This window comes from Streptomyces sp. NPDC031479 (genome assembly GCF_055581065.1).
Genome location: NZ_JBVIKC010000055.1, coordinates 23,805 through 45,494, shown reverse-complemented (window position 1 = coordinate 45,494; position 21,690 = coordinate 23,805). Strand labels below are relative to the sequence as shown.

The following is a 21,690-nucleotide window of genomic DNA, read 5'->3' as shown; positions in this document are numbered from 1 at the left end:
GACCGGCCGCTGTTCGCTGCGAGCGTGTCCGCCGCGAGCCGATCGTGTCCCCTCACCGGGCTAATGTGGACCGGGTACGGCGCGGCTGATCGCGCGAAACGGACCGTCGGAGGGACATAGCCGTGGAGGTCAAGATCGGCGTGCAGCACGCACCCCGGGAGATCGTGCTGGAGAGCGACCTGAGCGCCGAGGAGCTGGAGAGCATCGTCGCCGCCGCGCTGTCCGGCACGGCGCCGCTGCTGAGCCTGACCGACGTCAAGGGCCGCAAGGTCCTCGTGCCGTCCGACCGCCTGTCGTACGTCGACCTGGGCGAGCCGAGCGTGCGCAAGGTCGGTTTCGGAGCTCTCTGAGGCACCGGGAACTGAGGGGAACGGCCCGGCGGTTGATACCGCCGGGCCGTTTCCGTTTCTTCCGCTTCGGGTAGGACCGCAGTGACCCGGTTTGCCCTGACGTATGGGAGTGACCTGATGCTGCTGTTGGAGGCGATCGGCTCCGGCCTGCTGGGCCTCGCCCTGGCGGGCGCCGCCGTGCGCGTACTCGCGAAGCGGCTTCCGTCCACCAGAACAGTGCTGGTCAGCGGCGTGGCGGGGGCCCTGTTCGGGGCGTACCTCACGCACACGGCGCTGGGTCCGTGGCACAACACCCTGCTCGCGACCTTCCTCGGCGGGCTCGGTGTGTCGGCCGTCGTGCTCTCACTGCTCCTGCGGCCGGCGGCGGGCTCCGGAAGAAGGTCCCGCAGGCCTCCGTTTTCGCTCCCGTCGCGGGGTTGAGCGGCGCTGGAGCCTGACCGGGGCCCCGCACGCGCGCCGGCCCCGGCCGCGGGGGGTTCCGCGGCCGGGGCCGGTGCCGTGTACGGACGGGCGGGGCGGGGGTCAGGCCGCGAGGCCGAGGGCCGCCATCCGCTTGGTGTGCGCCTTGGTGATGCGGGTGAACATCTCGCCGACGGCCGCCAGGTCGAAGCCGGCCGCCATCCCGTCGACGCCGCCGACCAGCATGGTGGAGAGCGCGTCGCGCTCGGCGACCACGCGCTGGGCCTGCGAGAGGGCCTCGCCCATCAGGCGGCGGGCCCACAGCGCGAGCCGGCCGCCGCAGCGCGGGTCGGCCTCGATCGCGGCGCGGACCTTCTCGACGGCGAAGCCGCCGTGGCCGGTGTCGTCGAGGACGCCGACGACCAGGGCGCGGGTGTCGGTGTCGAGGTGGCTGGCGACCTCGCGGTAGAAGTCGCTGGCGATGGAGTCGCCGACGTAGGCCTTGACCAGACCCTCCAGCCAGTCGGAGGGCGCGGTCTGGCGGTGGAAGTCGTCCACGCCCTTGGCGAAGGGCTCCATCGCCGCGGTCGGCTCGGCGTCGATCGCCGAGAGCCGGTCGCGCAGCCGCTCGAAGTGGTGGAATTCGGCGGAGGCCATCTTCGCGAGCTCGGCCTTGTCGCCCAGGGTGGGCGCGAGCTTCGCGTCCTCGGCGAGACGCTCGAAGGCCGCGAGTTCCCCGTACGCCAGCGCGCCGAGCAGGTCCACCACGGCGGCGCGGTACTGGGGCGAAGCCGAGGCGGTCGCCCAGTCCTGGGCGGCGATGCCCTGCGCGCCGTCGGACGCGCCGTCGTCGGCGGGAGATGCGTTTTCTACGGTCGACATGCTCCGCACAATAGCCCGCCGAAAGGCGGCACGAACCACCTGCTCAGTCCACGTAAACGCGCCTACCCGGTGAATTCACCCGACACACCTGCGCGATTCCGGGGTACAGTGGTAATGCGCCTGCCGGAATACTCGGCGGGCCATCCGAATGAGGATGCCCGGTCGGTGGCCCGATCGGCTCCAACCCGACCGCCCTCTGTGCGGTGTGTACGTCCATGCGTACCACCTCCGCACGAGGGGCCCCCTCAGCGGCACGAGCGCTTGAGCGAAGGCTAGTGGTCCCGCGCAGCTTCGTACGACCCGCCCGAACCTGGGTGGGCGCAGTACTGCAAGCCCGGCACGGTACGACCCCCCTCGCCGCCTCGCGCCGCGTCTCACAGAAGAGGCAGCACCCTGACTACGTTCCGAGACCTCGGGATCTTTCCCGAGACGGCCGAGGCCCTTGAGGCCGTCGGCATCGTGTCCCCCTTCCCGATCCAGGAGATGACCCTCCCCGTCGCCCTCTCCGGCACGGACGTCATCGGCCAGGCCAAGACCGGCACCGGCAAGACGCTGGGCTTCGGCCTCCCCCTGCTGGAGCGGGTCGTCGTCCCCGCGGACGTCGAGGCCGGCCGGGCCACGCCCGAGCAGCTGACCGACGCTCCGCAGGCCCTCGTGGTGGTTCCCACCCGCGAGCTGTGCACCCAGGTCACCAACGACCTCCTGACCGCGGGCAAGGTCCGCAACGTCCGCGTCCTCGCCATATACGGCGGCCGCGCGTACGAGCCCCAGGTCGAGGCGCTCAAGAAGGGCGTCGACGTGATCGTCGGCACCCCGGGCCGCCTCCTGGACCTGGCCGGGCAGAAGAAGCTCGACCTCTCCCGCGTCAAGGCCCTCGTCCTCGACGAGGCCGACGAGATGCTCGACCTGGGCTTCCTGCCCGACGTCGAGAAGATCATGGGCTACCTGCCCGCGAAGCGTCAGACGATGCTGTTCTCGGCCACCATGCCGGGCGCCGTCATCGGACTGGCCCGCCGGTACATGACCCAGCCGACGCACATCCGCGCCGTCTCCGAGGACGGCGAGGGCGCGACCGTCGCCAACATCAAGCAGCACGTCTTCCGTGCGCACAACATGGACAAGCCGGAGCTCGTCTCCCGCATCCTGCAGGCCGAGGGCCGCGGCCTGGCCATGATCTTCTGCCGCACCAAGCGCACGGCGGCCGACATCGCCGAGCAGCTGGAGAAGCGCGGCTTCGCCTCCGGCGCCGTCCACGGCGACCTGGGCCAGGGCGCGCGCGAGCAGGCCCTGCGCGCGTTCCGCAACGGCAAGGTCGACGTACTGGTGTGCACCGACGTCGCCGCGCGCGGCATCGACGTCGAGGGCGTGACCCACGTCATCAACTACCAGACGCCCGAGGACGAGAAGACCTTCCTGCACCGCGTGGGCCGCACCGGCCGCGCGGGCAACAAGGGCACCGCCGTCACCCTGGTCGACTGGGACGACATCCCGCGCTGGCAGCTCATCAACAAGGCGCTGGAGCTCGAATTCCACGAGCCCGAGGAGACGTACTCCACGTCGCCGCACCTGTACGAGCAGCTGAACATCCCGGCCGGCACCAAGGGCATCCTGCCGCGCGCCGAGCGCGTGCGGGCCGGCCTGAAGGCCGAGCAGCTCGAAGACCTCGGCGAGACCGGCGGACGCGGTGGCCGTGGCGGCCGCGGCCCCGCCGCCGCCGCGGTGGTCACCGAGGAGCGTCCCGCGCGTACCCGTACGCCGCGGCAGCGCCGCCGCACCCGTGGCGGCGCGGAGCTGGACGAGGCGGCCGTGGCCGTGTCCGCGGTGGCTCCGGCCGCCGAGGCGCCCTCCGCTCCTGCCGCACCCGCCGCCGACGAGCCGCGCCGCCCGCGCCGCCGCCGCACCCGGGCCGCCGTGGCGGCCGAGGCCGCCGTGGTCGAGGCCCCCGTGGCCCAGGCCGTCGTGGTCCAGGCCCCCGTGGTCGAGGCCCCCGTGGTTCCGGCCGTCGTCGAGGTCCCGGCCCCGGCCGTGTCCGAGGAGACGCCGGTCAAGCCGAAGCGCACCCGGACCCGCAAGCCCACCCAGACCCCGGTCGCGCCGCTCGCCACCGCCACCCTCGTGGTGGAGGAGGCGCCGGTGAAGGTGCGTCGTCCCCGCAAGGCCGCCGCTCCCGCCGTGGACGAGCCGGACTTCCAGATGGCCCCGCCGGTGGAGCCCGTCAAGGCCCGCCGCACCCGGGCCCCCCGCAAGGCCGCCGAGGCGCCCGCCGCCGCGGTGACCGAGGAGGCCCCCGCCAAGCCGAAGCGCACCCGGACCCGCAAGGCCGCCGAGGCCGCTCCGGTCGCCGAGGCCGCCGCCGAGGCTCCCGCGAAGCCGAAGCGCACCCGGACCCGCAAGGTCGCGGAGACCGCCCCGGAGGCGTAGGGCTCACACCCGTACGACGGCCCCGGCCCCCTTCCCAGGGGGCCGGGGCCGTCCTCGTACCCGGACGTACGGGCCGGTAACCTCGGGGCCATGAGCAAGCCGCCGCGCCTCACCCTGCCGCCCGCCGCCCGCGCGTACCGCCTGACGACCGCCCGCGGCGAGTTCGCCGTGCACGAGGCCGGTGAGCCCCTGCGCGGCACCGTCCTCCTGCTCCCCGGGTTCACCGGCAGCAAGGAGGACTTCATCGCCCTGCTGGAGCCCCTGGCCGTGGCCGGCTACCGGGTCGTCGCCGTCGACGGGCGCGGCCAGTACCAGAGCCCCGGGCCGCGCGAGGAGTCCGCGTACGGGCTGGAGGAGCTGGGCCGGGACGTGCTGGCGCAGGCCGCGGCGCTCGGCGGTGGGCCGCTGCACCTGGTCGGCCACTCCCTGGGCGGGCTCGTCGCCCGCGCGGCGGTGCTGCGCGACGCCTCCCCCTTCGCCTCCCTCACGCTGATGAGCAGCGGGCCGGGGGCGATCGCCGAGGAGCAGCGGGCGCGCACGAAGCTGCTGGTCGCGGCTCTGGAGGCGATGCGGGAGGACATGCCGGGGGTGTGGGAGGCGATGCGGGCCCACGATCCCGAGGACGCGGTCCCCGATGCCCCTGAGCTGGCGGAGTTCCTGCGCGAGCGCTGGCTGGGCACCGTGCCGGAGCAGCTGATCGGCACGGGGCGGGTGCTGGTCTCGGAGCCGGACCGGGTGGCGGAGCTGGCGGCGGTGCCGCTGCCGAAGCTGGTGCTGTCGGGGACGGTCGACTACGCCTGGCCGGTGCCGCTGATGGACGAGATGGCCGTCCGGCTGGGCGCTTCCCGGGTCCTGGTGGAGGCCGCCGAGCACTCGCCGAACGCCGAGAACCCGCAGGTCACAGCCGATTCTCTAGTGATCTTTTGGCGATCCTTGAGTGCTCGGTAGTTAGCTAAGGAAAAAATTTCCTTAGCGTAGGGAATGTTTCTGGTGCGCCGCCCGTTGAACCCTTCGCAAGGAGAACACCGACGAAGGGAGAAGCCATGCGCTTCGAGATTCTGCGCCTGAACGACGTCGACGGGTCCGCCGTGGACAGCACCGTCGTGGACGCGGCCTCCGTCAACCGGATCGTGCAGCAGGCCGCCGCGGTGGGCCAGCGCATCCTCATCCGACCGGCCGAGACGGCGTCCTCCTGATGCTTCCGAAGACGCCCCCGCACCGAGGACGGTGCGGGGGCGTTCGCATGCGGTCTCAGGCTCCGTGGACGACCTGGAGCACGCCGTTGATGATCTGCTGGACGGCGATGGCCGACAGCATCATGCCCGCGAGGCGGGTGACCAGGACGACGCCGCCGTCCTTGATGATCCGGATGATCACGAGCGAGTAGCGCATGGTCAGCCACAGCACCACGTGCATGGCGATGATCGCGCACCACACGGAGACCTGGCCGGTGAACCCGTCGGCCTTCTGCACGGCCAGGATCACGGACACGATCGCACCGGGACCGGCCAGCAGCGGCATGCCCAGCGGGACGAGGGCGACGTTGACGTCCTTGGTCTGCTTGGGCTCGTCCGTCTTGCCCGTGAGCAGGTCGAGCGCGATGAGCAGGAGCAGCAGACCGCCCGCGATCATCAGCGCCGGGACGGAGACGTGCAGGTAGTCCAGGATCTGCTGGCCGCAGACGCCGAAGACGGCGATGACCCCGAAGGCCACGCAGACGGCCTGCCAGGCCATGCGGCGCTGGACCTTGGCGGCGCGCCCCGAGGTCAGGGCGAGGAAGATCGGCGTGATCCCCGGGGGGTCCATAATCACAAAAAGCGTGAGAAAAAGGGATCCGAAGACGGCGAAATCAAACACAGTGATGCCTTGCAGGTGAGGGGTGTTACGAGAAGAGGGTGTGGGGAGGGGGCCGCGCGCCGCTCAGGCGCGGGCGGCGGATCCGCCGGCGCCCGGAACGGGGAAGGCCCCGGTGGCGCGGCGCGTGATCTCGCCGTAGATCTCGGGGTCGGTCGTGTACTCCCCGAGGCGGCAGGTCTTGCGGCTGCCGTGGTAGTCGCTGGACCCGGTGGTCAGCAGGCCGAGGTCGGCCGCGAGGCCGCGCAGCCGGTCGCGGGTGGCGTCGTCGTGGTCCATGTGGTCCACCTCGATGCCGTCCAGACCGGCGGCCGCGAGGGCGGCGATCGCCGACTCGGGCACGCACTCGCCGCGCTTGACGGCGGCGGGGTGCGCGAAGACGGTGACCCCGCCGGCCGCCTTGACCAGGCGGATGGCGTCGAAGGGGTCGAGCTCGCGCTTCTCGGCGTAGGCGCGGCCGCCGTCGGCGAGCCAGTCCGCGGTGAACGCGTCGGAGACGGTGGGCACCACGCCGAGCTCGACCATGGCGGTGGCTATGTGCGGGCGCCCCACGGAGCCGGCACCGGCGATCCGGGCCACCTGCTCCCAGGTGACGTCCACGCCGAGCGCCCGGAGCTTGCCGACCATGGCCTGCGCGCGGGGGGTGCGGTCGTCGCGCACGAGCTCGCGCTCACGGGAGAGTTCGGGCTCCTGCGGGTCGAAGAGGTACGCGAGCATGTGCATCCCGACCCCGTCGAGACGGCAGGACAACTCGGCGCCGGTCACGAGGGTGAGACCGGGCGGCAGGGCCGCGAGGGCCTCGGCGTATCCCCCGACGGTGTCGTGATCGGTCAGCGCGACGACGTCCAGCCCGGCCGCGGCGGCGTTGGCGACCAGCTCGGCGGGGGTGTCGGTGCCGTCGGAGGCCGTGGAGTGGGTGTGCAGGTCGATGCGCACAGCCGAGCTCCAGGGTTTTGACGGACGGGGACACTCCAGGGTACCCGTGCCCTGGCCGGGCGGTGTCCGGTGGCTCTGGCCGGTCCCGTACCGGGTGCCGGTCCCGTGCCGGGTGCGGGTGGGTGGCCGCTGCGCGGGGCTGTCCCCTACCCGCCCTTCCACCGTTCCCCGGGCTCCGCCCGGACCCTTCGGGGGCTCCGCCCCCGGACCCCCGCGCCTCAAACGCCGGCGGGGCTGGATATGCCCTGCGGGCATCCAGCCCCGCCGGCGTTTGAGGCGCGGGCGCGGAGCGCCGTGTCGGGAACCGCGCCCGGGTCCTTCAGCCGCGCCGGCGTCTGAGGCGGGAACGGTGGAAGGGTGGGTAGGGGACAGGCCCCGCGCAGCGGCCACCGGGCCGCGGACGACAGCCCGGCACCGGCCACGGGCCGCGGCCCCGCCCGGCCAGGGCAGCGGCACGGGGCCGGAGAGGCCCCCCAGGGCCGAGACGCGCGAGCGGCGCGTTCAGGAAAGAATGCGGGGCGTCAGGGCTCCGCACGGCAGGAGTTCGACCTCGGAGCCCGCGTCGCGGAGGTCGGTGAGGACGAGTTCGTCGTACATGAGGAGTCCCGACTGCTCCGGCCAGACGATGGCCCACAGCCACAGCCCCCGCGCCTCGCCCGCGAACACCGCCCGGTCGTCCGGCGCCCCGCTGACGTGCCACAGCGGCGTCGGCCGCCCCGCGGCGACAACCTTGGTGTGCGGCGGGGCGGAGACCTTCATGTACGGGCCCGGGTCGGGGGCGTCGATGCCCGCGAAGCGGGAGCCCAGCCCCACGCCCAGTTCCTCCGCGATCAGCAGCAGCTCGCCGATGCCGCCCAGCGGCCCCGGCCCGGAGCAGGCCACGGCGGTGGCCCGGCCCCCGCTGCGGTCGTCACCGGCGGTCGCGACCCCGGTGAAGAGCCACCCCACGGGCAGTGGCCACGGCATCCAGACGGGCACCTGGGCCCGGTTCACCACCACGCCGAGACCCTCGACGCTCGGTGGGATGACAGGCTGCAGCGGATGGACGGCGCCGTGCACCGCGCACTGCCAGGAGTCGGCGAAAAGACCGGGCGCTCGGACCCGGCCACCGCACTTCGGGCAACTCGGTTCGCCCCTCATAAGAAGCACGCTCCTCCCCGCCCGGCGCGCCGTCAAGACACGATCACCCGTCCGGATGTCATCCGTACCCGCGGGCGCGCCGGTCAGTCCAGTGCGACGGCCGTACGCAGAGGGTCCCGCAGATCGGTGCCGCGCGCGAGCCAGCGCTCCTGGAGGGCCGCCGCGCCGTGCACCCGCTTCCAGGCGGCCTCGTTCGCCGTCATGGGGAGGAGGGGGAGGAAGCGGACGGGGTCCATGGGCTCGTCCAGTTCGAGGTCCTCGACGAGTCCGCCCGGCTCCGCGACGAGGACCGAGCTGAACGCGGCCCCCTCCCACAGCGGTTCGCCCACGTCCAGGGAGGCGCCGGGGGCCACGATCAGCCCCTCCACCATCGGGGAGGCCGCCAGGACCGCGAGCGGGCGCAGGAGTTTGTCGGTCGGGGCCAGGCCCGCCCGTACGGTGAGCACCAGCTCGGCGCGCGGGCCGCGCACCGGGTCGGCGACCACGGCGGTCGGGTCGGTCATCGGGTGTGCGGACATCCCGAGGGTCGCGTACCGGACGAGGTCGCCCTCGGCGAAGCGGAGTACCTCGATGCGATCGGTGCCCAGGAAGGTGACGGCGGCGCGGGCGTCGGGTTCGCCGAACGCGTTGCGCAGCCGGGCCTCGACGAGGGCCAGAATTTCTGCCATGGAGCGAGCATAGAACTCCTATCCCCCGGGTAAAGGGCGGGTCTTGACCATCCGTCGGCTGATAGTGTTGACAGCTGGTCGGGGCCGCACGCAGAAGCGTTGTTTCGGTGCTCCGGCGACAGGACGTCCCTCACGGGGGACCGGCCGGAGGAGGTGGGGCTGCGATGGATCGAAGTCGATCGTGCAGTACCGATCGCTCTTCCGCTTCTGTGCAGGGCGCGTCCCGCCCCTTTTGATCTTCTGATCAGCAGAAGAGCGACGGCAGAACTTCTGTCCTCCGTCCTGTTTCCCTCCGTCCGCCCGGGTCTGCCCGCCCGCGCCCGGAGGGCCTCCCACCCGTACGGTCCGCAGCCGTGCGCGCGAAGGAGCCTGCCATGTCGATGCTGCCCTACCTCCGTGCCGCCGTCCGTCCGGCCCTGCGCCGGTCCACGCCCGTCCAGCCCGGCTACGACGCCACCCGCGACCCCTCCGCCAGCAGTGCGGTGGTCGACTGCGCCGTGTACCGAGACGGCCGGCGCGACCCCCTGGAGCCGGGCCGCGGCTGTCTGACGCCGCGTGAGGCGATGCGCCGGGTCCGCGAGGGCGGCGGTTTCGCCTGGATCGGACTGCACGAGCCCACCGAGGCGGAGTTCGCGGGGATCGCCGCCACCTTCGGCCTGCACCCCCTGGCCGTGGAGGACGCGGTGCACGCGCACCAGCGGCCGAAGCTGGAGCGCTACGACGACACGCTCTTCACCGTCTTCAAGACGATCCACTACGTGGAGCACGCCGAACTCACCGCCACGAGCGAGGTGGTGGAGACCGGCGAGGTCATGTGCTTCACCGGACCCGACTTCGTCATCACCGTCCGGCACGGCGGCCAGGGGTCCCTGCGGAGCCTGCGCCACCGTCTCCAGGACGACCCGGAGCTGCTCTCGCGGGGCCCGTCGGCCGTGCTCCACTCGATCGCCGACCACGTGGTCGACGGCTACATCGCGGTGGCGGCGGCGGTCCAGGACGACATCGACGAGGTGGAGAGCGCGGTCTTCGCCGCCCCCGCCAAGGGCGTCAGCCGGGGCGGCGACGCGGGCCGGATCTACCAGCTCAAGCGCGAGGTGCTGGAGTTCAAGCGGGCGGTCTCCCCGCTGCTGCGGCCGATGGAGCTGCTGAGCGAGAGGCCGATGCGGCTGGTGGACCCGGACATCCAGAAGTACTTCCGCGACGTGGCGGACCACCTCGCGCGGGTCCACGAGCAGGTCATCGGGTTCGACGAGCTGCTGAACTCGATCCTCCAGGCGAACCTGGCGCAGGCCTCCGTCGCCCAGAACGAGGACATGCGCAAGATCACCTCGTGGGCGGCGATCATCGCCGTGCCGACGATGATCTGCGGGGTGTACGGGATGAACTTCGAGCACATGCCGGAGCTGCACTGGCGCTACGGATACCCGATGGTGATGGTCGCGATCGTCGGCAGCTGCTTCGCCATCCACCGGACACTCCGCCGCAACGGCTGGCTGTAGGCACCCCGGGGCGGACCCCCTAACCTGTGCGCATGACTCTCAGCGCACTCGACCTGGCCCTCGTCGAGGAGGCCTCCAAGAAGTCCGGCCTGATCTGGGTCCGCGGCGCGGGCGCCGACCGGGCCCTGTGGCACGCCTGGGTGGACGGCGCGGCGCACGTGCTCGGTGACGGCCCCGGCGAGCAGCCCTTCCCGGGTCTCACCGACGGCGCCGCCGCCGAGGTGACGGTGCGCAGCAAGGACAAGGGCGGCCGGCTCGTCGCCTGGACGGCGGCCGTACGGGAGCTCGTACCCGGCAGCACGTCGTGGGAGGCCGCCGTCGCCGAGCTGAAGGGCAAGCGGCTGAACGCGCCCGACTCGGAGCGGATGACCGAGCGCTGGGCCCGCGAGTGCCGGCTGCTGCGCCTGGAGCCCGTGGCCGTCGCCGACGGGCTGCCCGACGGGTCGCTGGCCGCGGCTCCGCTGCCCTCCCCGGCGGTCACGCGCAGGCCCGTCCCGGCGGGGCTGCCGAAGCTGCTGCTGAAGCGGAAGAAGGCCAAGCGCTGAAGCGGGCCCGGTACTGAGGGCGGGCCCGGTACCGAGAGCGGGCTCAGCCGGAGCCCGGGTCGGAGCCCTGGCCCGAGCCCTGGCTCTTCGTAGGGGACGGGGCGCCGCCGGTGCCGCTCGCGGTTCCCGAGCCCGAGCCGGTCCCCGAGCCGGTGCCCTTGCCCGTACCGGTTCCCGTGTCCTTGCCGTCCTTGGTGGTCGGCAGCTGCGAGCCGTAGTCCACGGTCTGGTCCTGCGTGGGCGCCTCCAGCGGGAAGGGCTTGCCCCATTCGGAGAGCTCCACCCGGCCCGCGCCGCCCGCGCGTTCCATCAGCAGCGGGTACGGGGTCCCCTCCAGGGACACCGTCAGCTTGCCGCTCTTGCCCGCGTCCGCCGAGATCGGCACCGCGCGGGTCTGCCCGACCGTGGTGTAGGCGCCCTTGGTGAGCTTGCCCTGCAGACCGAGCAGACCGTCCAGCAGCACGTGCATGTCGGTGAACCCGCGGAACTGCTTGTACGAGGGGTCGTTCTCGGGCACCTTGACGTACTTGTCGCCGAGCTTGCCCGCCGAGTCCGACTTCCCCCAGAAGGCCGCGCCGGCCTTCAGGTAGAGCTGCTCGCCGACCCGCAGCAGCTGGAAGGTGTCGTTCTTGGACTTCACCTCGCCGGAGCCGCCGTCGGCCTTCAGCCGCATGTCCACGGTGAAGGTCTTGCCCCCGGTGACCAGGCTCCCGGAGAGGTGCACCGAGGCCGCGGCGGTGGCGGCCGCCTTCGACTGGCCCTCGATCTTGTCCGCGCCGAGCTTGCCGATCCCGTTCGTGCCCTTGTCGGGGTCCTCCGCCTTGCCGCCGCAGCCCGTCGCGGTGACGGCGAGACCCGCGCACAGGGCACCGGCGAAGGCGGCCCGGCGCAGTCGTGCGGCGGGGGTGTAGGGGGTCACTGGCAGGTGCCTCTCCTCGGGGGTCTGCGGGCAGCAGGCAGCGTACCCGCCGCCGGGCGCACCCCCACGGGACCCCCGGGCGGACGGCCCCACCAGGACGCCTTCCTGCGGCACGGGCTAGCCTGAGGCACGGCAGGACCGGTGATGGACGCTCTAGGAGGCGCTCGGATGGCTGCAGGCGCCCCGCGGATCTTCGTCTCGCATCTCTCGGGTGTGCCCGTCTTCGATCCCAACGGCGACCAGGTGGGCCGCGTCCGCGACCTCGTCGCGATGCTGCGCGTGGGCGGCAGGCCGCCCCGGCTGCTGGGACTGGTGGTCGAGGTCGTCAGCCGCCGCCGGATCTTCCTGCCCATGACCCGGGTGACCGGCGTGGAGTCCGGACAGGTCATCACCACCGGCGTGATCAACATGCGGCGCTTCGAACAGCGCCCGACCGAGCGGCTGGTCCTCGGCGAACTGCTGGACCGCCGGGTGACGCTCGTGGCCACCGGCGAGGAGGCCACCGTCCTGGACGTGGCCATCCAGCAGCTCCCGGCCCGCCGCGACTGGGAGATCGACCGGATCTTCGTGCGCAAGGGCAAGGGGGGCGCGCTGCGCCGCCGCGGTGAGGCCCTCACCGTCGAGTGGTCGGCGGTGACCGGCTTCTCGCTGGAGGAGCACGGGCAGGGCGCCGAGAGCCTGGTCGCCACCTTCGAGCAGATGCGCCCCGCCGACCTGGCGAACGTCCTGCACCACCTGACGCCGAAGCGGCGCGCCGAGGTGGCCAACGCCCTCGACGACGACCGCCTCGCCGACGTCCTGGAGGAGCTCCCCGAGGACGACCAGGTGGAGATCCTCGGCAAGCTGAAGGAGGAGCGCGCCGCCGACGTCCTGGAGGCCATGGACCCGGACGACGCCGCCGACCTGCTCTCCGAGCTGCCGGAGGAGGAGAAGGAGCGGCTGCTGACCCTGATGCAGCCCGACGACGCGGCCGACGTGCGGCGCCTGCTGTCGTACGAGGAGAACACCGCGGGCGGTCTGATGACGACCGAGCCGATCGTGCTGCGGCCGGACGCCACGGTCGCCGACGCGCTGGCCCGCGTGCGCCAGTCGGACCTGTCGCCGGCGCTGGCGGCGCAGGTGTACGTCTGCCGTCCGCCGGACGAGACGCCCACGGGCAAGTACCTGGGGACGGTGCACTTCCAGCGGCTGCTGCGGGACCCTCCGTTCACCCTGGTCAGCTCGATCGTGGACACCGACCTGCCGCCGCTGCGGCCGGACGCCTCGCTGCCCGCCGTGACGAGCTACCTGGCCGCGTACAACATGGTCGCGGCGCCCGTCGTGGACGAGAGCGGCTCGCTGCTGGGCGCCGTCACGGTCGACGACGTGCTGGACCACCTGCTGCCGGACGACTGGCGGGAGACGGACTTCCACTCCGAGGAGGCCGTGCGTGGCCACTGAGCGGGGCCGCGGGGACGCGGCGCGCGAACGGCGCCGGGAGCGGCGCGAGCATGCCCGGGACGGGCTCTCGGACCGGCTGGAGGAGGCGGCGGAGCGGCTGCGCAACGAGCGGCCGGAACGTTCCTCCGAGCGGGCGAAGGCCAGCGTCGCCCTGGGCGCGAGCGCTCTGGCGCGTCCGCGCGTACGGCTGGACCAGCCGCGCCCGGCGCGCCGCAGGCTGCTGCCCGAGTACGACCCGGAGGCCTTCGGGCGGCTGTCGGAGCGGGTGGCGAGGTTCCTCGGCACGGGCCGGTTCATCGTCTATATGACGCTGGTCATCATCGTGTGGGTGCTGTGGAACATCTTCGCGCCCGCGCACCTGCGGTTCGACGAGTACCCGTTCATCTTCCTGACGCTGATGCTGTCCCTCCAGGCCTCCTACGCCGCCCCGCTGATCCTGCTCGCGCAGAACCGGCAGGACGACCGGGACCGGGTCAACCTGGAGCAGGACCGCAAGCAGAACGAGCGGTCCATCGCGGACACCGAGTACCTGACCCGCGAGATCGCGGCGCTGCGCATGGGCCTGGGCGAGGTCGCCACGCGCGACTGGATCAGGTCCGAGTTCCAGGACCTGATCAAGGAGATGGACGAGCGGCGGCTGTTCACCGGCGAAAGTGACGAAGGCGACCGCTGACGGCCTTTCCTGAGCCGTGCTACCGAGCCGTACCATCGGGGCATGGCTACCGACACAAGCTCCGCCGCCGACGCCGCCGCGCCCGAGCAGGACGCGATCCTGGACGCGCTGTCGACGGTGAACGACCCCGAGATCCACCGTCCGATCACCGAGCTCGGCATGGTGAAATCGGTGGAGATCGGCGAGGGCGGCGCCGTCGCCGTCACGGTCTACCTGACGGTGTCGGGCTGCCCCATGCGCGAGACGATCACCAAGAACGTCACCGAGGCCGTCGAGAAGGTCGCGGGCGTCAGCTCCGTCGCCGTCACCCTCGACGTGATGAGCGACGAGCAGCGCAAGGACCTGGCGGCCACGCTGCGCGGCGGCACCGCCGAGCGCGAGGTCCCCTTCGCCAAGCCCGGCTCCCTGACCCGCGTCTACGCGGTCGCGTCCGGCAAGGGCGGTGTCGGCAAGTCCTCCGTCACCGTCAACCTCGCCGCGGCGATGGCCGCCGACGGCCTGAAGGTCGGCGTGGTCGACGCGGACATCTACGGCCACAGCGTGCCGCGCATGCTCGGCGTCGAGGGCCGTCCCACCCAGGTCGAGAACATGATCATGCCGCCGTCCGCGAACGGCGTGAAGGTCATCTCGATCGGCATGTTCACCCCGGGCAACGCCCCGGTCGTGTGGCGCGGGCCGATGCTGCACCGCGCGCTCCAGCAGTTCCTCGCCGACGTCTTCTGGGGCGACCTGGACGTCCTGCTGCTCGACCTGCCGCCGGGCACCGGCGACATCGCGATCTCCGTCGCCCAGCTGGTGCCGAACGCCGAGATCCTCGTCGTGACCACCCCGCAGCAGGCGGCGGCCGAGGTCGCGGAGCGGGCCGGCTCGATCGCCGTGCAGACCCACCAGAAGATCGTCGGTGTCGTCGAGAACATGTCGGGCCTGCCCTGCCCGCACTGCGACGAGATGGTCGACGTCTTCGGCTCCGGCGGCGGCCAGAAGGTCGCCGACGGGCTCACCAAGACGGTCGGCGCGTCCGTGCCGGTCCTCGGCACCATCCCGATCGACGTACGGCTGCGCGAGGGCGGCGACGACGGCAAGCCCGTGGTCCTGTCCGACCCGGACTCCCCGGCGGGCGCCGCGCTGCGCGCGATCGCGGGCAAGCTGGGCGGCCGCGCCCGCGGCCTGTCGGGCATGTCGCTGGGGATCACCCCGCGCAACAAGTTCTGACCCCGCAGACGGCCCGCCAAGGGGCCGCGCACGACGAAGGGCACCGCCGGACGGCGGTGCCCTTCGTCGTGCCCTTCGTCGTGCGGTGCGTCCGCCGCGCCGTCTACTCGTACGCGGCCAGGTCGCCGATCGCCGAGAAACCGAGCCCGTACGCGCTCATCCCGCGTCCGTACGCGCCCAGGTGGACCCCGCTCCCGGTGGAGCCGGCCAGCACCCAGCCGAACTCCGACTCGCGGTAGTGGAAGGGCGTCGGCTGCCCGTCCACGGGCAGCGAGAGCGTCGACCAGTCCGGCCCCGCGAGGTCGTCGGCGAGGATCCACGCCGCCTCGGTCTGCTGGTCGAGCCAGTCGTCGCGCAGGGTGTGGTCCATCTGCTGCGGCCAGCTGTAGGCCAGCAGGCCGGAGCCGGCCAGCCAGGCCGCGGAGGAGACCGAGGTGGCCTCCAGGACGCCGGTGCCGTCGCCGCTGCGGCGCAGCGGGTTGCTGGCCACGGTGACCACCACCGCGAACCGCTCCTTCTCGCCGGTGGCGATCTCACCCCGGGCGGACGGCTCGTCGCCGTGGCCGGTCGATCCGTGCTCCACGGTGCCGTCCGCACCGGTGCCGACCTGCATGAGCCAGCGGGGGCCGGTGAAGGCGTCGTCCAGCCCGTACCAGGGGAAGTCGGCCTTCAGGTAGCCGGCGGCCGCCCGGCGGGCCGCCGGGACCGGCACGCCGGGCTCCGGTGGCTGCCCCGGGGTCGCTTCTTCGGTCTGCGGGGGCGCGGCGGGGGCTTCTGCGGGCTGCACGCCCACCCGGCTGCTGCTGCGCGTCGTCTCCATCTGGGCGGCCTCTCGTTCCGTGGGGTCCGGAACGGCCCTCCCCCTCGCTGCGCTGGGGGGACCCCCTCCCTCGGGCGTCTTCGGTCCGGACAGATGGAGGATAGCCATCCGGCCCCGGATCGACGGGCAGGCCGGGGCTCAGGTGGCGTCGGCGTCGAAGGGGGTGCGTGCCTCGGGGGCCGGGGCGGAAGGCTTCTTCAGCAGGTCGGGACCGGTGCCGACGGCGGGCGTGGCGGGGGCGGCCGGGGCGGCGGCCGCCTCCTTGCTGTTGACCGCGTCGGTGACGTCGTTGAGCTCCTTGCGCAGGTCGAAACTGCTGCGGATCTCCTTGAGGTCCTCGTTCTCGGTCAGCTGCTTGCGGATGAAGGTCTTCGGGTTCAGGTCCTCGAACTCGAAGTCCTTGAACTCCGGCCCCAGCTCCGAGCGGATGTCCTGCTTGGCGCTGTCGGAGAACGAGCGGAGCTTGCGGATCATGCCGGAGACGTCCTGGATCACCTTCGGCAGCTTGTCCGGGCCGAAGATGAGGATGGCGAGCACCACGATCGTGACCAGTTCGAGTGCGCCTATGTCGTTGAACACCTTGCCGCTCCTCGGCTCTCTCCACATCGGGCCCGGACAACGGTACCCGGCCTTCCTTGCGGGTCCCTACGTCGGTGCGGCCCTCTTCCCGGATTCACCCGGGCGTCATGCGGTATTCGTGTCAGGAACCGCTCGCCGAGCCGAGCTGCACTTCCAGCGTGCGCTCCGTGCCGTCGCGCAGCACGGTCAGGGTGAGGCGGTCCCCGGGGCGGTGGGCCCTGATCTTGATGATCAGCTCGTCCCCGCCGTGCACGCGGACCCCGTCGACCTTGGTGATCACGTCTGCGGCCTTGATCCCGGCGCGGGCTCCCGGGCCGTCGGCGACCACCGACGGCTTCCCGGCCTCGCCCTTGGAGTCCACACGCGCTCCGTCCCCCCTGTAGTGCATGTCCAGGGTGACGCCGATGACGGGGTGGGTGGCGCGGCCGGTGCGGATGAGCTCCTCGGCGACCCGCTTCCCCTGGTTGACGGGGATGGCGAAGCCGAGGCCGATGCTGCCGCTCTGGCGGGTGCTGTCGCCGTCTTCGCCCTTGTCGGCGCCGCGGATCGCGCTGTTGATGCCGATGACGCGGGCGCGGGAGTCCAGGAGCGGGCCGCCGGAGTTGCCGGGGTTGATGGGGGCGTCGGTCTGGAGGGCGTCGACGTAGCTGATGTCGCTGCCGTCGCCCTTGTCGCCGCCCGCGGTGATGGGGCGTCCGGTGGCGCTGATGATGCCCGCCGTGACGGTGTTGGAGAGGTCGAAGGGGGCCCCGATGGCCACGACCGGGTCCCCGACCCGGACGTTCTCCGAGTTGCCCAGGGCCAGCGGGCGCAGGCCGCGCACGCCGGTCACCTTGACGACCGCCAGGTCGTAGCCGCCGTCTCGGCCGACCAGCTCGGCGGCGACGCTCTCGCCGGTGCTGAAGGTGACCGTTATGTTCTTGGCGTCGGCGACGACGTGGTTGTTCGTCAGGATGTGGCCCTGCTCGTCCAGGACGAAACCGGTCCCGGTGCCGCCCCCGCCGCTGCCGCTGACGTGCAGGGTGACCACGCCGGGCAGGGCCGTGGCCGCGATGCCCGCCACGCTCTCCGGGGCCCGGTCCTTGTGGTCGACGGCGGACTGCGGGAGCTCCAGGCGGGTGCCGGTGCGCCGCTCGGCGAGGATGCCGAGGTAGCCGCCGACGCCCCCGGCGAGGAGGGCGATCACCGCGCCGAAGACCACCAGCCGCAGGATCCCGGGGGCACGGCGCGCCTGCCCGTGGTCCACCACCTGGAGGGGCCGGTCGGCCCAGGGGTCGTAGCGCGGTGCGGGGTCGGCGTCCGGCTCCCCGGGCCCGGGGAGCGTCGCGAAGTCCGCCTCGGATGACGGTGCCTGCGGGGCGGGGCCGTCCACCGGAGCGGACGGCGCCGGGTCGGCGGGCCGGCTCCACCAGGACGGAACCGGACCGCTCCGCTGACTGTCGCGACTGTCGGACATGAACGCTCCCCGCGGGCCTGGCGCACCGCACGGCGGCGCATCTGCCGGAGATTCAACCAGGTGCCGCGCGCCGGCGGAGCCCCGGCTCCCGCCGGGGCTCCGCCGCGACCGCTCAGCGGGCGAGCGAGGCCGGGACGGCGGTCGCCGGGACCGCGGTCGCCGGGGCGCTGGGAGTCGGCGTGGGGAACTGTCCGGCCGGGCCCGGGCGGGGGACGCCGCCGGGGCTGGGCAGCCGGTCGCGCACGAAGGCGTCGGTCAGCGGGACCGACGGGCCGGGGCGGGTGGCGGGGGCGTCGCCCCGCACGTTCGGCTCGACCGAGTCCAGCGGCAGCGACCCCCCGAGCGCGATCGCGGCCAGCGACACGGCTCCCGCCGCGACGAAGGCGAAGCGGCGCCGGGGACGGCCGACCTCGTGGATGCGGAAACCCTCGCGCGGGGCGGCCGGGGCGGCGTACCCGAACGAGGCGAAGGGATCGGCACCCGGCGAACCGGCGCCCAGCGGACCACCCGGGCCACCGCCCGGCGGCCCGGCGGCCCCGTCGGGATCTCCGCCCGGCAGGCCCTGCAGGCGCGCCAGCAGTCCGGCGGACAGGGGCGGCGGGGCGCTCTCCACGAACAGGGTCTTCAGCCGGCGCTGCGCGTCGGCCTCGGCCTTGCACTTGGCGCAGGTCGCCAGGTGCGCCAGCACCCGCTCGCGCGCATCGTGCTTCAACTCCCCGTCCACCAGGGCGGCGAGCCGGTCGCCCAGGTGCTGCTCGGCGGGGGACGGACTGACTCCGCTCACTCGGCTCCGCCCTCTCCCCCGGCGCCCGGGGCGCCCACCGCGACGCCCGCCAGGGCCCGCTGCTCGGCACGGGCCTCGGGAGACCGGTGCTTGAGCGCCTTGCGCAGGTGCGAACGGCCGCGGTGGATGCGGCTGCGGACGGTACCGAGCTTCACGCCGAGGGTGGCGGCGATCTCCTCGTACGACAGGCCCTCGATGTCACACAGGACCACGGCCGCCCGGAACTCCGGGGCGAGGGTGTCCAGCGCCTGCTGCACGTCCGCGTCGAAGTGGGTGTCGTGGAGCACCTGCTGCGGGGACGGCTCCCTGCTCGGGAGCCGCTCGGCGGCGTCGTCGCCGAGGGCGTCGAAGCGGATCCGCTGCTTGCGGCGCACCATGTCCAGGAAGAGGTTCGTGGTGATGCGGTGCAGCCAGCCCTCGAAGGTGCCGGGCGTGTACGTGGACAGCGAGCGGAAGACGCGGACGAAGACCTCCTGCGTCAGGTCCTCCGCGTCGTGCTGGTTGCCGGTGAGGCGGTAGGCGAGGCGGTAGACCCGCGCGCTGTGCGTGCTGACGATCTCCTCCCACGTGGGAGGGGTCCACGCCTGGGAGCCCGCATCGGCGGCAAAGGTTGCGGTGGTGGCGGTGTGGAAGCGGTCAGCAATGTCGGTCACGGATTTCGGCTCACCCGCCGACCAGAAGAGACGTCTCAGTACGCCTCCACGATCCACAGGCGCAGCCGCACCTCCCCTATCGGCTCTGGTGGTGTCCAGTGGAGCCCCTACCATAGCCACCCCTCCCGTCAGCTCTGGATAAGCATTTTTGCAGTAACTTTGCACGGGTCCTGGGTCCCGGGCCGCCGATCTGCCCGCTGCCGTCCCCTCTATCCCGCCTCTGCTACTCCCAACGCCCGGTCCCATCTGCGGGTTCCCGACGCCAGCGGATACAGTCACCGTTGCGCCAACTATGGGGACAGGAGAGGGTCATTAGCGGCAACCGGCAGACGAGCTGGGCGTTCGCCGACGCGTTTGTCGCCGAGGACGACGCTCTGCGATGGGCCCGCGACCGGTCCAGGGAAGCGGGCCTGCGGTCCGTCTCCCCCGGGACCGGGGCCGCGCTGCGCCTGCTGGCCGCCACCGCGGACGCCAAGGCGGTCGCCGAGATCGGCACCGGCACCGGTGTCTCCGGCATCCACCTGCTCCACGGGATGCGCCCCGACGGGGTCCTGACCACGGTGGATCCCGAGCCGGACCGGCAGGCCTTCGCCCGCCAGGCCTTCCGCGCCGCCGGCTTCGCGGGCAACCGCGCCCGGTTCATCCCGGGCCGCGCGCTCGACGTGCTGCCCAGGCTCGCCGACGGCGGCTACGACCTGGTCTTCTGCGACGGGGACCCCTCCGAGTCCCTCGACTACCTCGCGGAATCGTTGCGTCTGCTCCGCCCCGGCGGCCTGGTCTGCTTCGAGGGCGTCTTCTCCGACGGCCGTACGGTCGACTCCGCCGCCCAGCCGGTGGAGGTCATCCGGGTGCGCGAGCTGCTGCGCAGCGTCCGGGAGAGCCCGGCCCTGGAGGCGGCGCTCCTTCCGGTCGGCGACGGCCTCCTCTGCGCGGTCCGCCGCTGACCTTCGCCCCGGCACCACCGGCGGGCCCGCTCCGGGACGCCCCGCCCGCACCGCGGGCCGGCGGGGTCCGGCGCGTCGAAGGGCTCGTCGAGGGACGCGTCGAGGGGCCCGTCGGAGAAGGCCGGACGCAACACCGCCCCGGTCGCGCGGAGCGGCCGGGGCGGTGCAGAGATCAGATGGTGCCGACGCTTCAGCCGACGACCTTCTTCAGGGCGTCACCCAGGGCGTCCGCTTCGTCGGGAGTCAGCTCGACGACGAGCCGACCGCCGCCCTCAAGCGGTACGCGCATGACGATGCCCCGCCCCTCCTTGGTGACCTCGAGCGGGCCGTCGCCCGTCCGCGGCTTCATGGCCGCCATGCTCGTTCCCCTTCCTGAAACCAGCTCATCGTCAGCCGACGGCCCCGTTCAGGCGCCTAGTACCCGGCATCGAACACATTGCTTCCCAGCCATTATCCCGCATGTCAGGACCCGATGACCAACATCGGTCGGGAACGCTTGCGCAACGCGCTCGACCAAAACCACTCATTTCGGGGATCCGCCTGCGATACTTCGCCGCTGCTCCCGGCGGACGGGCTCCGCTTTGTTTGACGCACATCACATGCCCGCCCCCGGCCGCGTCCGCCATGCTGACCCTTGGACCGGCCGGTACCGGCCGGTAGCCAAGCCCGCGACGAAGGGGGACCCCCGCCATGGCCGACAGCGTGCTCTACGAAGTGACCGACGGACTAGCGACCGTCACGATCAACCGGCCCGACGCGATGAACGCCATGAACACGGAGACGAAGGTCGCCCTGCGCGACGCGCTCCGGGCGGCCGGCTCCGACACCGCGGTACGGGCGGTCCTGCTGACCGCCGCCGGGACCCGGGCCTTCTGCGTGGGCCAGGACCTCAAGGAGCACATCGGCAACCTCGCGGCGGACCGCGAGCACGGCTCCTCCCTGACGATGAGCACCGTCGCCGAGCACTACAACCCGATCGTGCGGGCCATCACCGAGATGCCCAAGCCGGTGGTGGCGGGCGTGAACGGGGTCGCGGCCGGGGCCGGCTTCGGCTTCGCGCTGGCGGCGGACTTCCGCGTCGTCGCGGACACGGCCTCCTTCAACACCTCCTTCGCCGGGGTGGCCCTGACCGCCGACTCCGGGGTCTCCTGGACCCTCCCCCGCCTGATCGGCGCCTCCCGCGCCTCCGATCTGCTCCTGTTCCCCCGCTCGGTGAAGGCGCAGGAGGCGCTCGAGCTGGGCATCGCGAACCGGCTCGTCCCGGCGGAGTCCCTCCACGCGGAGGCGGAGGCCGTCGCCCGTGCCCTCGCCGCGGGCCCCACGGTGGCCTACGCGGCCCTGAAGGAGTCCCTGGCGTACGGGGCCGCCGTCTCGCTCCCCGAGGCCCTGGAGCGCGAGGACGCGCTCCAGACCCGCGCGGGTGCCTCCGAGGACCACTCCATCGCCGTCCAGGCCTTCCTCGCCAAGCAGCCGCCGCGGTACCTGGGCCGCTGACCGCCGGCCCCACGGCGGCGGC

Annotated in this window: 24 protein-coding genes; 12 read left to right on the top strand and 12 right to left on the bottom strand. The window is 72.9% G+C overall.

Going from position 1 to position 21,690, the window contains the following annotated elements:
* Positions 1-122 precede the first annotated feature (122 nt).
* Together ACZ5D2_RS36065 and ACZ5D2_RS36060 are read left to right on the top strand one after the other, a co-directional pair.
* Positions 123-350 (top strand): DUF3107 domain-containing protein, encoded by a 228-nt coding sequence (locus tag ACZ5D2_RS36065; RefSeq protein ID WP_280916425.1) that lies wholly within the window; start codon positions 123-125, stop codon positions 348-350.
* Between the two features lie 117 nt (positions 351-467).
* Positions 468-770, top strand: a complete 303-nt coding sequence (locus ACZ5D2_RS36060) for a hypothetical protein (RefSeq protein ID WP_266842106.1) — start codon at positions 468-470, stop codon at positions 768-770.
* 102 nt (positions 771-872) lie between these two features.
* Here the strand turns inward: ACZ5D2_RS36060 and ACZ5D2_RS36055 are convergent, their stop codons facing one another.
* Positions 873-1,631, bottom strand: coding sequence for a ferritin-like fold-containing protein (locus ACZ5D2_RS36055; protein WP_266842104.1), 759 nt, complete (start codon positions 1,629-1,631; stop codon positions 873-875).
* A gap of 459 nt (positions 1,632-2,090) precedes the next feature.
* Here ACZ5D2_RS36055 and ACZ5D2_RS36050 point away from each other — a divergent pair, with 459 nt between their 5' ends.
* The 3 genes from ACZ5D2_RS36050 (at position 2,091) to ACZ5D2_RS36040 (ending at position 5,248) form a co-directional block, all read left to right on the top strand.
* Positions 2,091-4,052: a DEAD/DEAH box helicase gene (locus ACZ5D2_RS36050; protein WP_371676781.1), complete on the top strand. Its 1,962-nt coding sequence runs from the start codon at positions 2,091-2,093 to the stop codon at positions 4,050-4,052.
* A 90-nt stretch (positions 4,053-4,142) separates the two neighbouring features.
* Positions 4,143-5,000, top strand: coding sequence for an alpha/beta fold hydrolase (locus tag ACZ5D2_RS36045; protein WP_371676782.1), 858 nt, complete (start codon positions 4,143-4,145; stop codon positions 4,998-5,000).
* Positions 5,001-5,095: 95 nt separating this feature from the next.
* The gene (locus tag ACZ5D2_RS36040; protein ID WP_167456791.1) at positions 5,096-5,248 is read left to right on the top strand and encodes a hypothetical protein; all 153 of its coding nucleotides are present in this window, start codon (positions 5,096-5,098) and stop codon (positions 5,246-5,248) included.
* A gap of 55 nt (positions 5,249-5,303) precedes the next feature.
* Here the strand turns inward: ACZ5D2_RS36040 and ACZ5D2_RS36035 are convergent, their stop codons facing one another.
* The 4 genes from ACZ5D2_RS36035 to ACZ5D2_RS36020 form a co-directional block, all read right to left on the bottom strand.
* A complete protein-coding gene (locus ACZ5D2_RS36035; RefSeq protein ID WP_371676783.1) occupies positions 5,304-5,909 on the bottom strand; it encodes a MarC family protein in 606 nt (201 codons plus the stop codon).
* 63 nt (positions 5,910-5,972) lie between these two features.
* The gene (locus tag ACZ5D2_RS36030) at positions 5,973-6,842 is read right to left on the bottom strand and encodes a PHP domain-containing protein (protein WP_468935382.1); all 870 of its coding nucleotides are present in this window, start codon (positions 6,840-6,842) and stop codon (positions 5,973-5,975) included.
* Between the two features lie 501 nt (positions 6,843-7,343).
* Positions 7,344-7,982, bottom strand: a complete 639-nt coding sequence (locus ACZ5D2_RS36025; protein ID WP_371676785.1) for a DUF6758 family protein — start codon at positions 7,980-7,982, stop codon at positions 7,344-7,346.
* Between the two features lie 83 nt (positions 7,983-8,065).
* Positions 8,066-8,650, bottom strand: coding sequence for a suppressor of fused domain protein (locus ACZ5D2_RS36020; protein WP_266842093.1), 585 nt, complete (start codon positions 8,648-8,650; stop codon positions 8,066-8,068).
* Between the two features lie 374 nt (positions 8,651-9,024).
* Between ACZ5D2_RS36020 and ACZ5D2_RS36015 the strand changes: the two genes are divergently transcribed.
* Both ACZ5D2_RS36015 and ACZ5D2_RS36010 read left to right on the top strand, forming a co-directional pair.
* Entirely contained in the window at positions 9,025-10,149 is a 1,125-nt protein-coding gene (locus ACZ5D2_RS36015; RefSeq protein WP_371676786.1) for a magnesium and cobalt transport protein CorA, read from the top strand.
* A 32-nt stretch (positions 10,150-10,181) separates the two neighbouring features.
* Complete coding sequence (locus tag ACZ5D2_RS36010; protein ID WP_371676787.1) at positions 10,182-10,694, top strand: hypothetical protein; 513 nt, start codon at positions 10,182-10,184, stop codon at positions 10,692-10,694.
* A gap of 43 nt (positions 10,695-10,737) precedes the next feature.
* On the opposite strand, the gene ACZ5D2_RS36005 is transcribed toward ACZ5D2_RS36010, so the two are convergent.
* Positions 10,738-11,613 carry a hypothetical protein gene (locus ACZ5D2_RS36005; protein WP_371676788.1) on the bottom strand — a complete coding sequence of 292 codons (876 nt, stop codon included), beginning with the start codon at positions 11,611-11,613 and terminating at the stop codon, positions 10,738-10,740.
* Between the two features lie 168 nt (positions 11,614-11,781).
* Here ACZ5D2_RS36005 and ACZ5D2_RS36000 point away from each other — a divergent pair, with 168 nt between their 5' ends.
* From ACZ5D2_RS36000 to ACZ5D2_RS35990, 3 genes are all read left to right on the top strand, one after another.
* Complete coding sequence (locus ACZ5D2_RS36000; protein WP_371676789.1) at positions 11,782-13,053, top strand: magnesium transporter MgtE N-terminal domain-containing protein; 1,272 nt, start codon at positions 11,782-11,784, stop codon at positions 13,051-13,053.
* Between the two features lie 97 nt (positions 13,054-13,150).
* Complete coding sequence (locus ACZ5D2_RS35995; protein ID WP_285526056.1) at positions 13,151-13,726, top strand: DUF1003 domain-containing protein; 576 nt, start codon at positions 13,151-13,153, stop codon at positions 13,724-13,726.
* A 42-nt stretch (positions 13,727-13,768) separates the two neighbouring features.
* Complete coding sequence (locus tag ACZ5D2_RS35990; RefSeq protein ID WP_371676790.1) at positions 13,769-14,938, top strand: Mrp/NBP35 family ATP-binding protein; 1,170 nt, start codon at positions 13,769-13,771, stop codon at positions 14,936-14,938.
* A gap of 103 nt (positions 14,939-15,041) precedes the next feature.
* On the opposite strand, the gene ACZ5D2_RS35985 is transcribed toward ACZ5D2_RS35990, so the two are convergent.
* The 5 genes from ACZ5D2_RS35985 to sigE form a co-directional block, all read right to left on the bottom strand.
* On the bottom strand, positions 15,042-15,758 hold the full coding sequence (locus ACZ5D2_RS35985) for a hypothetical protein (protein ID WP_468935374.1): 717 nt from the start codon (positions 15,756-15,758) through the stop codon (positions 15,042-15,044).
* A gap of 138 nt (positions 15,759-15,896) precedes the next feature.
* On the bottom strand, positions 15,897-16,337 hold the full coding sequence (locus ACZ5D2_RS35980) for a sec-independent translocase (RefSeq protein WP_371676792.1): 441 nt from the start codon (positions 16,335-16,337) through the stop codon (positions 15,897-15,899).
* A gap of 121 nt (positions 16,338-16,458) precedes the next feature.
* The gene (locus ACZ5D2_RS35975) at positions 16,459-17,793 is read right to left on the bottom strand and encodes a S1C family serine protease (RefSeq protein ID WP_468935370.1); all 1,335 of its coding nucleotides are present in this window, start codon (positions 17,791-17,793) and stop codon (positions 16,459-16,461) included.
* A 112-nt stretch (positions 17,794-17,905) separates the two neighbouring features.
* Positions 17,906-18,577 carry a zf-HC2 domain-containing protein gene (locus ACZ5D2_RS35970; RefSeq protein ID WP_468935367.1) on the bottom strand — a complete coding sequence of 224 codons (672 nt, stop codon included), beginning with the start codon at positions 18,575-18,577 and terminating at the stop codon, positions 17,906-17,908.
* Entirely contained in the window at positions 18,574-19,344 is a 771-nt protein-coding gene (sigE, locus tag ACZ5D2_RS35965; protein WP_371676795.1) for an RNA polymerase sigma factor SigE, read from the bottom strand. Before sigE ends, ACZ5D2_RS35970 begins: the two co-directional genes overlap by 4 nt.
* 167 nt (positions 19,345-19,511) lie before the next feature.
* Between sigE and ACZ5D2_RS35960 the strand changes: the two genes are divergently transcribed.
* Positions 19,512-20,174 (top strand): O-methyltransferase, encoded by a 663-nt coding sequence (locus ACZ5D2_RS35960; RefSeq protein ID WP_030226024.1) that lies wholly within the window; start codon positions 19,512-19,514, stop codon positions 20,172-20,174.
* Positions 20,175-20,364: 190 nt separating this feature from the next.
* On the opposite strand, the gene ACZ5D2_RS35955 is transcribed toward ACZ5D2_RS35960, so the two are convergent.
* Positions 20,365-20,532 (bottom strand): DUF3117 domain-containing protein, encoded by a 168-nt coding sequence (locus ACZ5D2_RS35955; protein WP_003966491.1) that lies wholly within the window; start codon positions 20,530-20,532, stop codon positions 20,365-20,367.
* A gap of 332 nt (positions 20,533-20,864) precedes the next feature.
* On the opposite strand from ACZ5D2_RS35955, the gene chcB reads away from it, so the two are divergent.
* Positions 20,865-21,668, top strand: coding sequence for a 2-cyclohexenylcarbonyl CoA isomerase (chcB, locus tag ACZ5D2_RS35950; protein WP_468935362.1), 804 nt, complete (start codon positions 20,865-20,867; stop codon positions 21,666-21,668).
* Positions 21,669-21,690 lie beyond the last annotated feature (22 nt).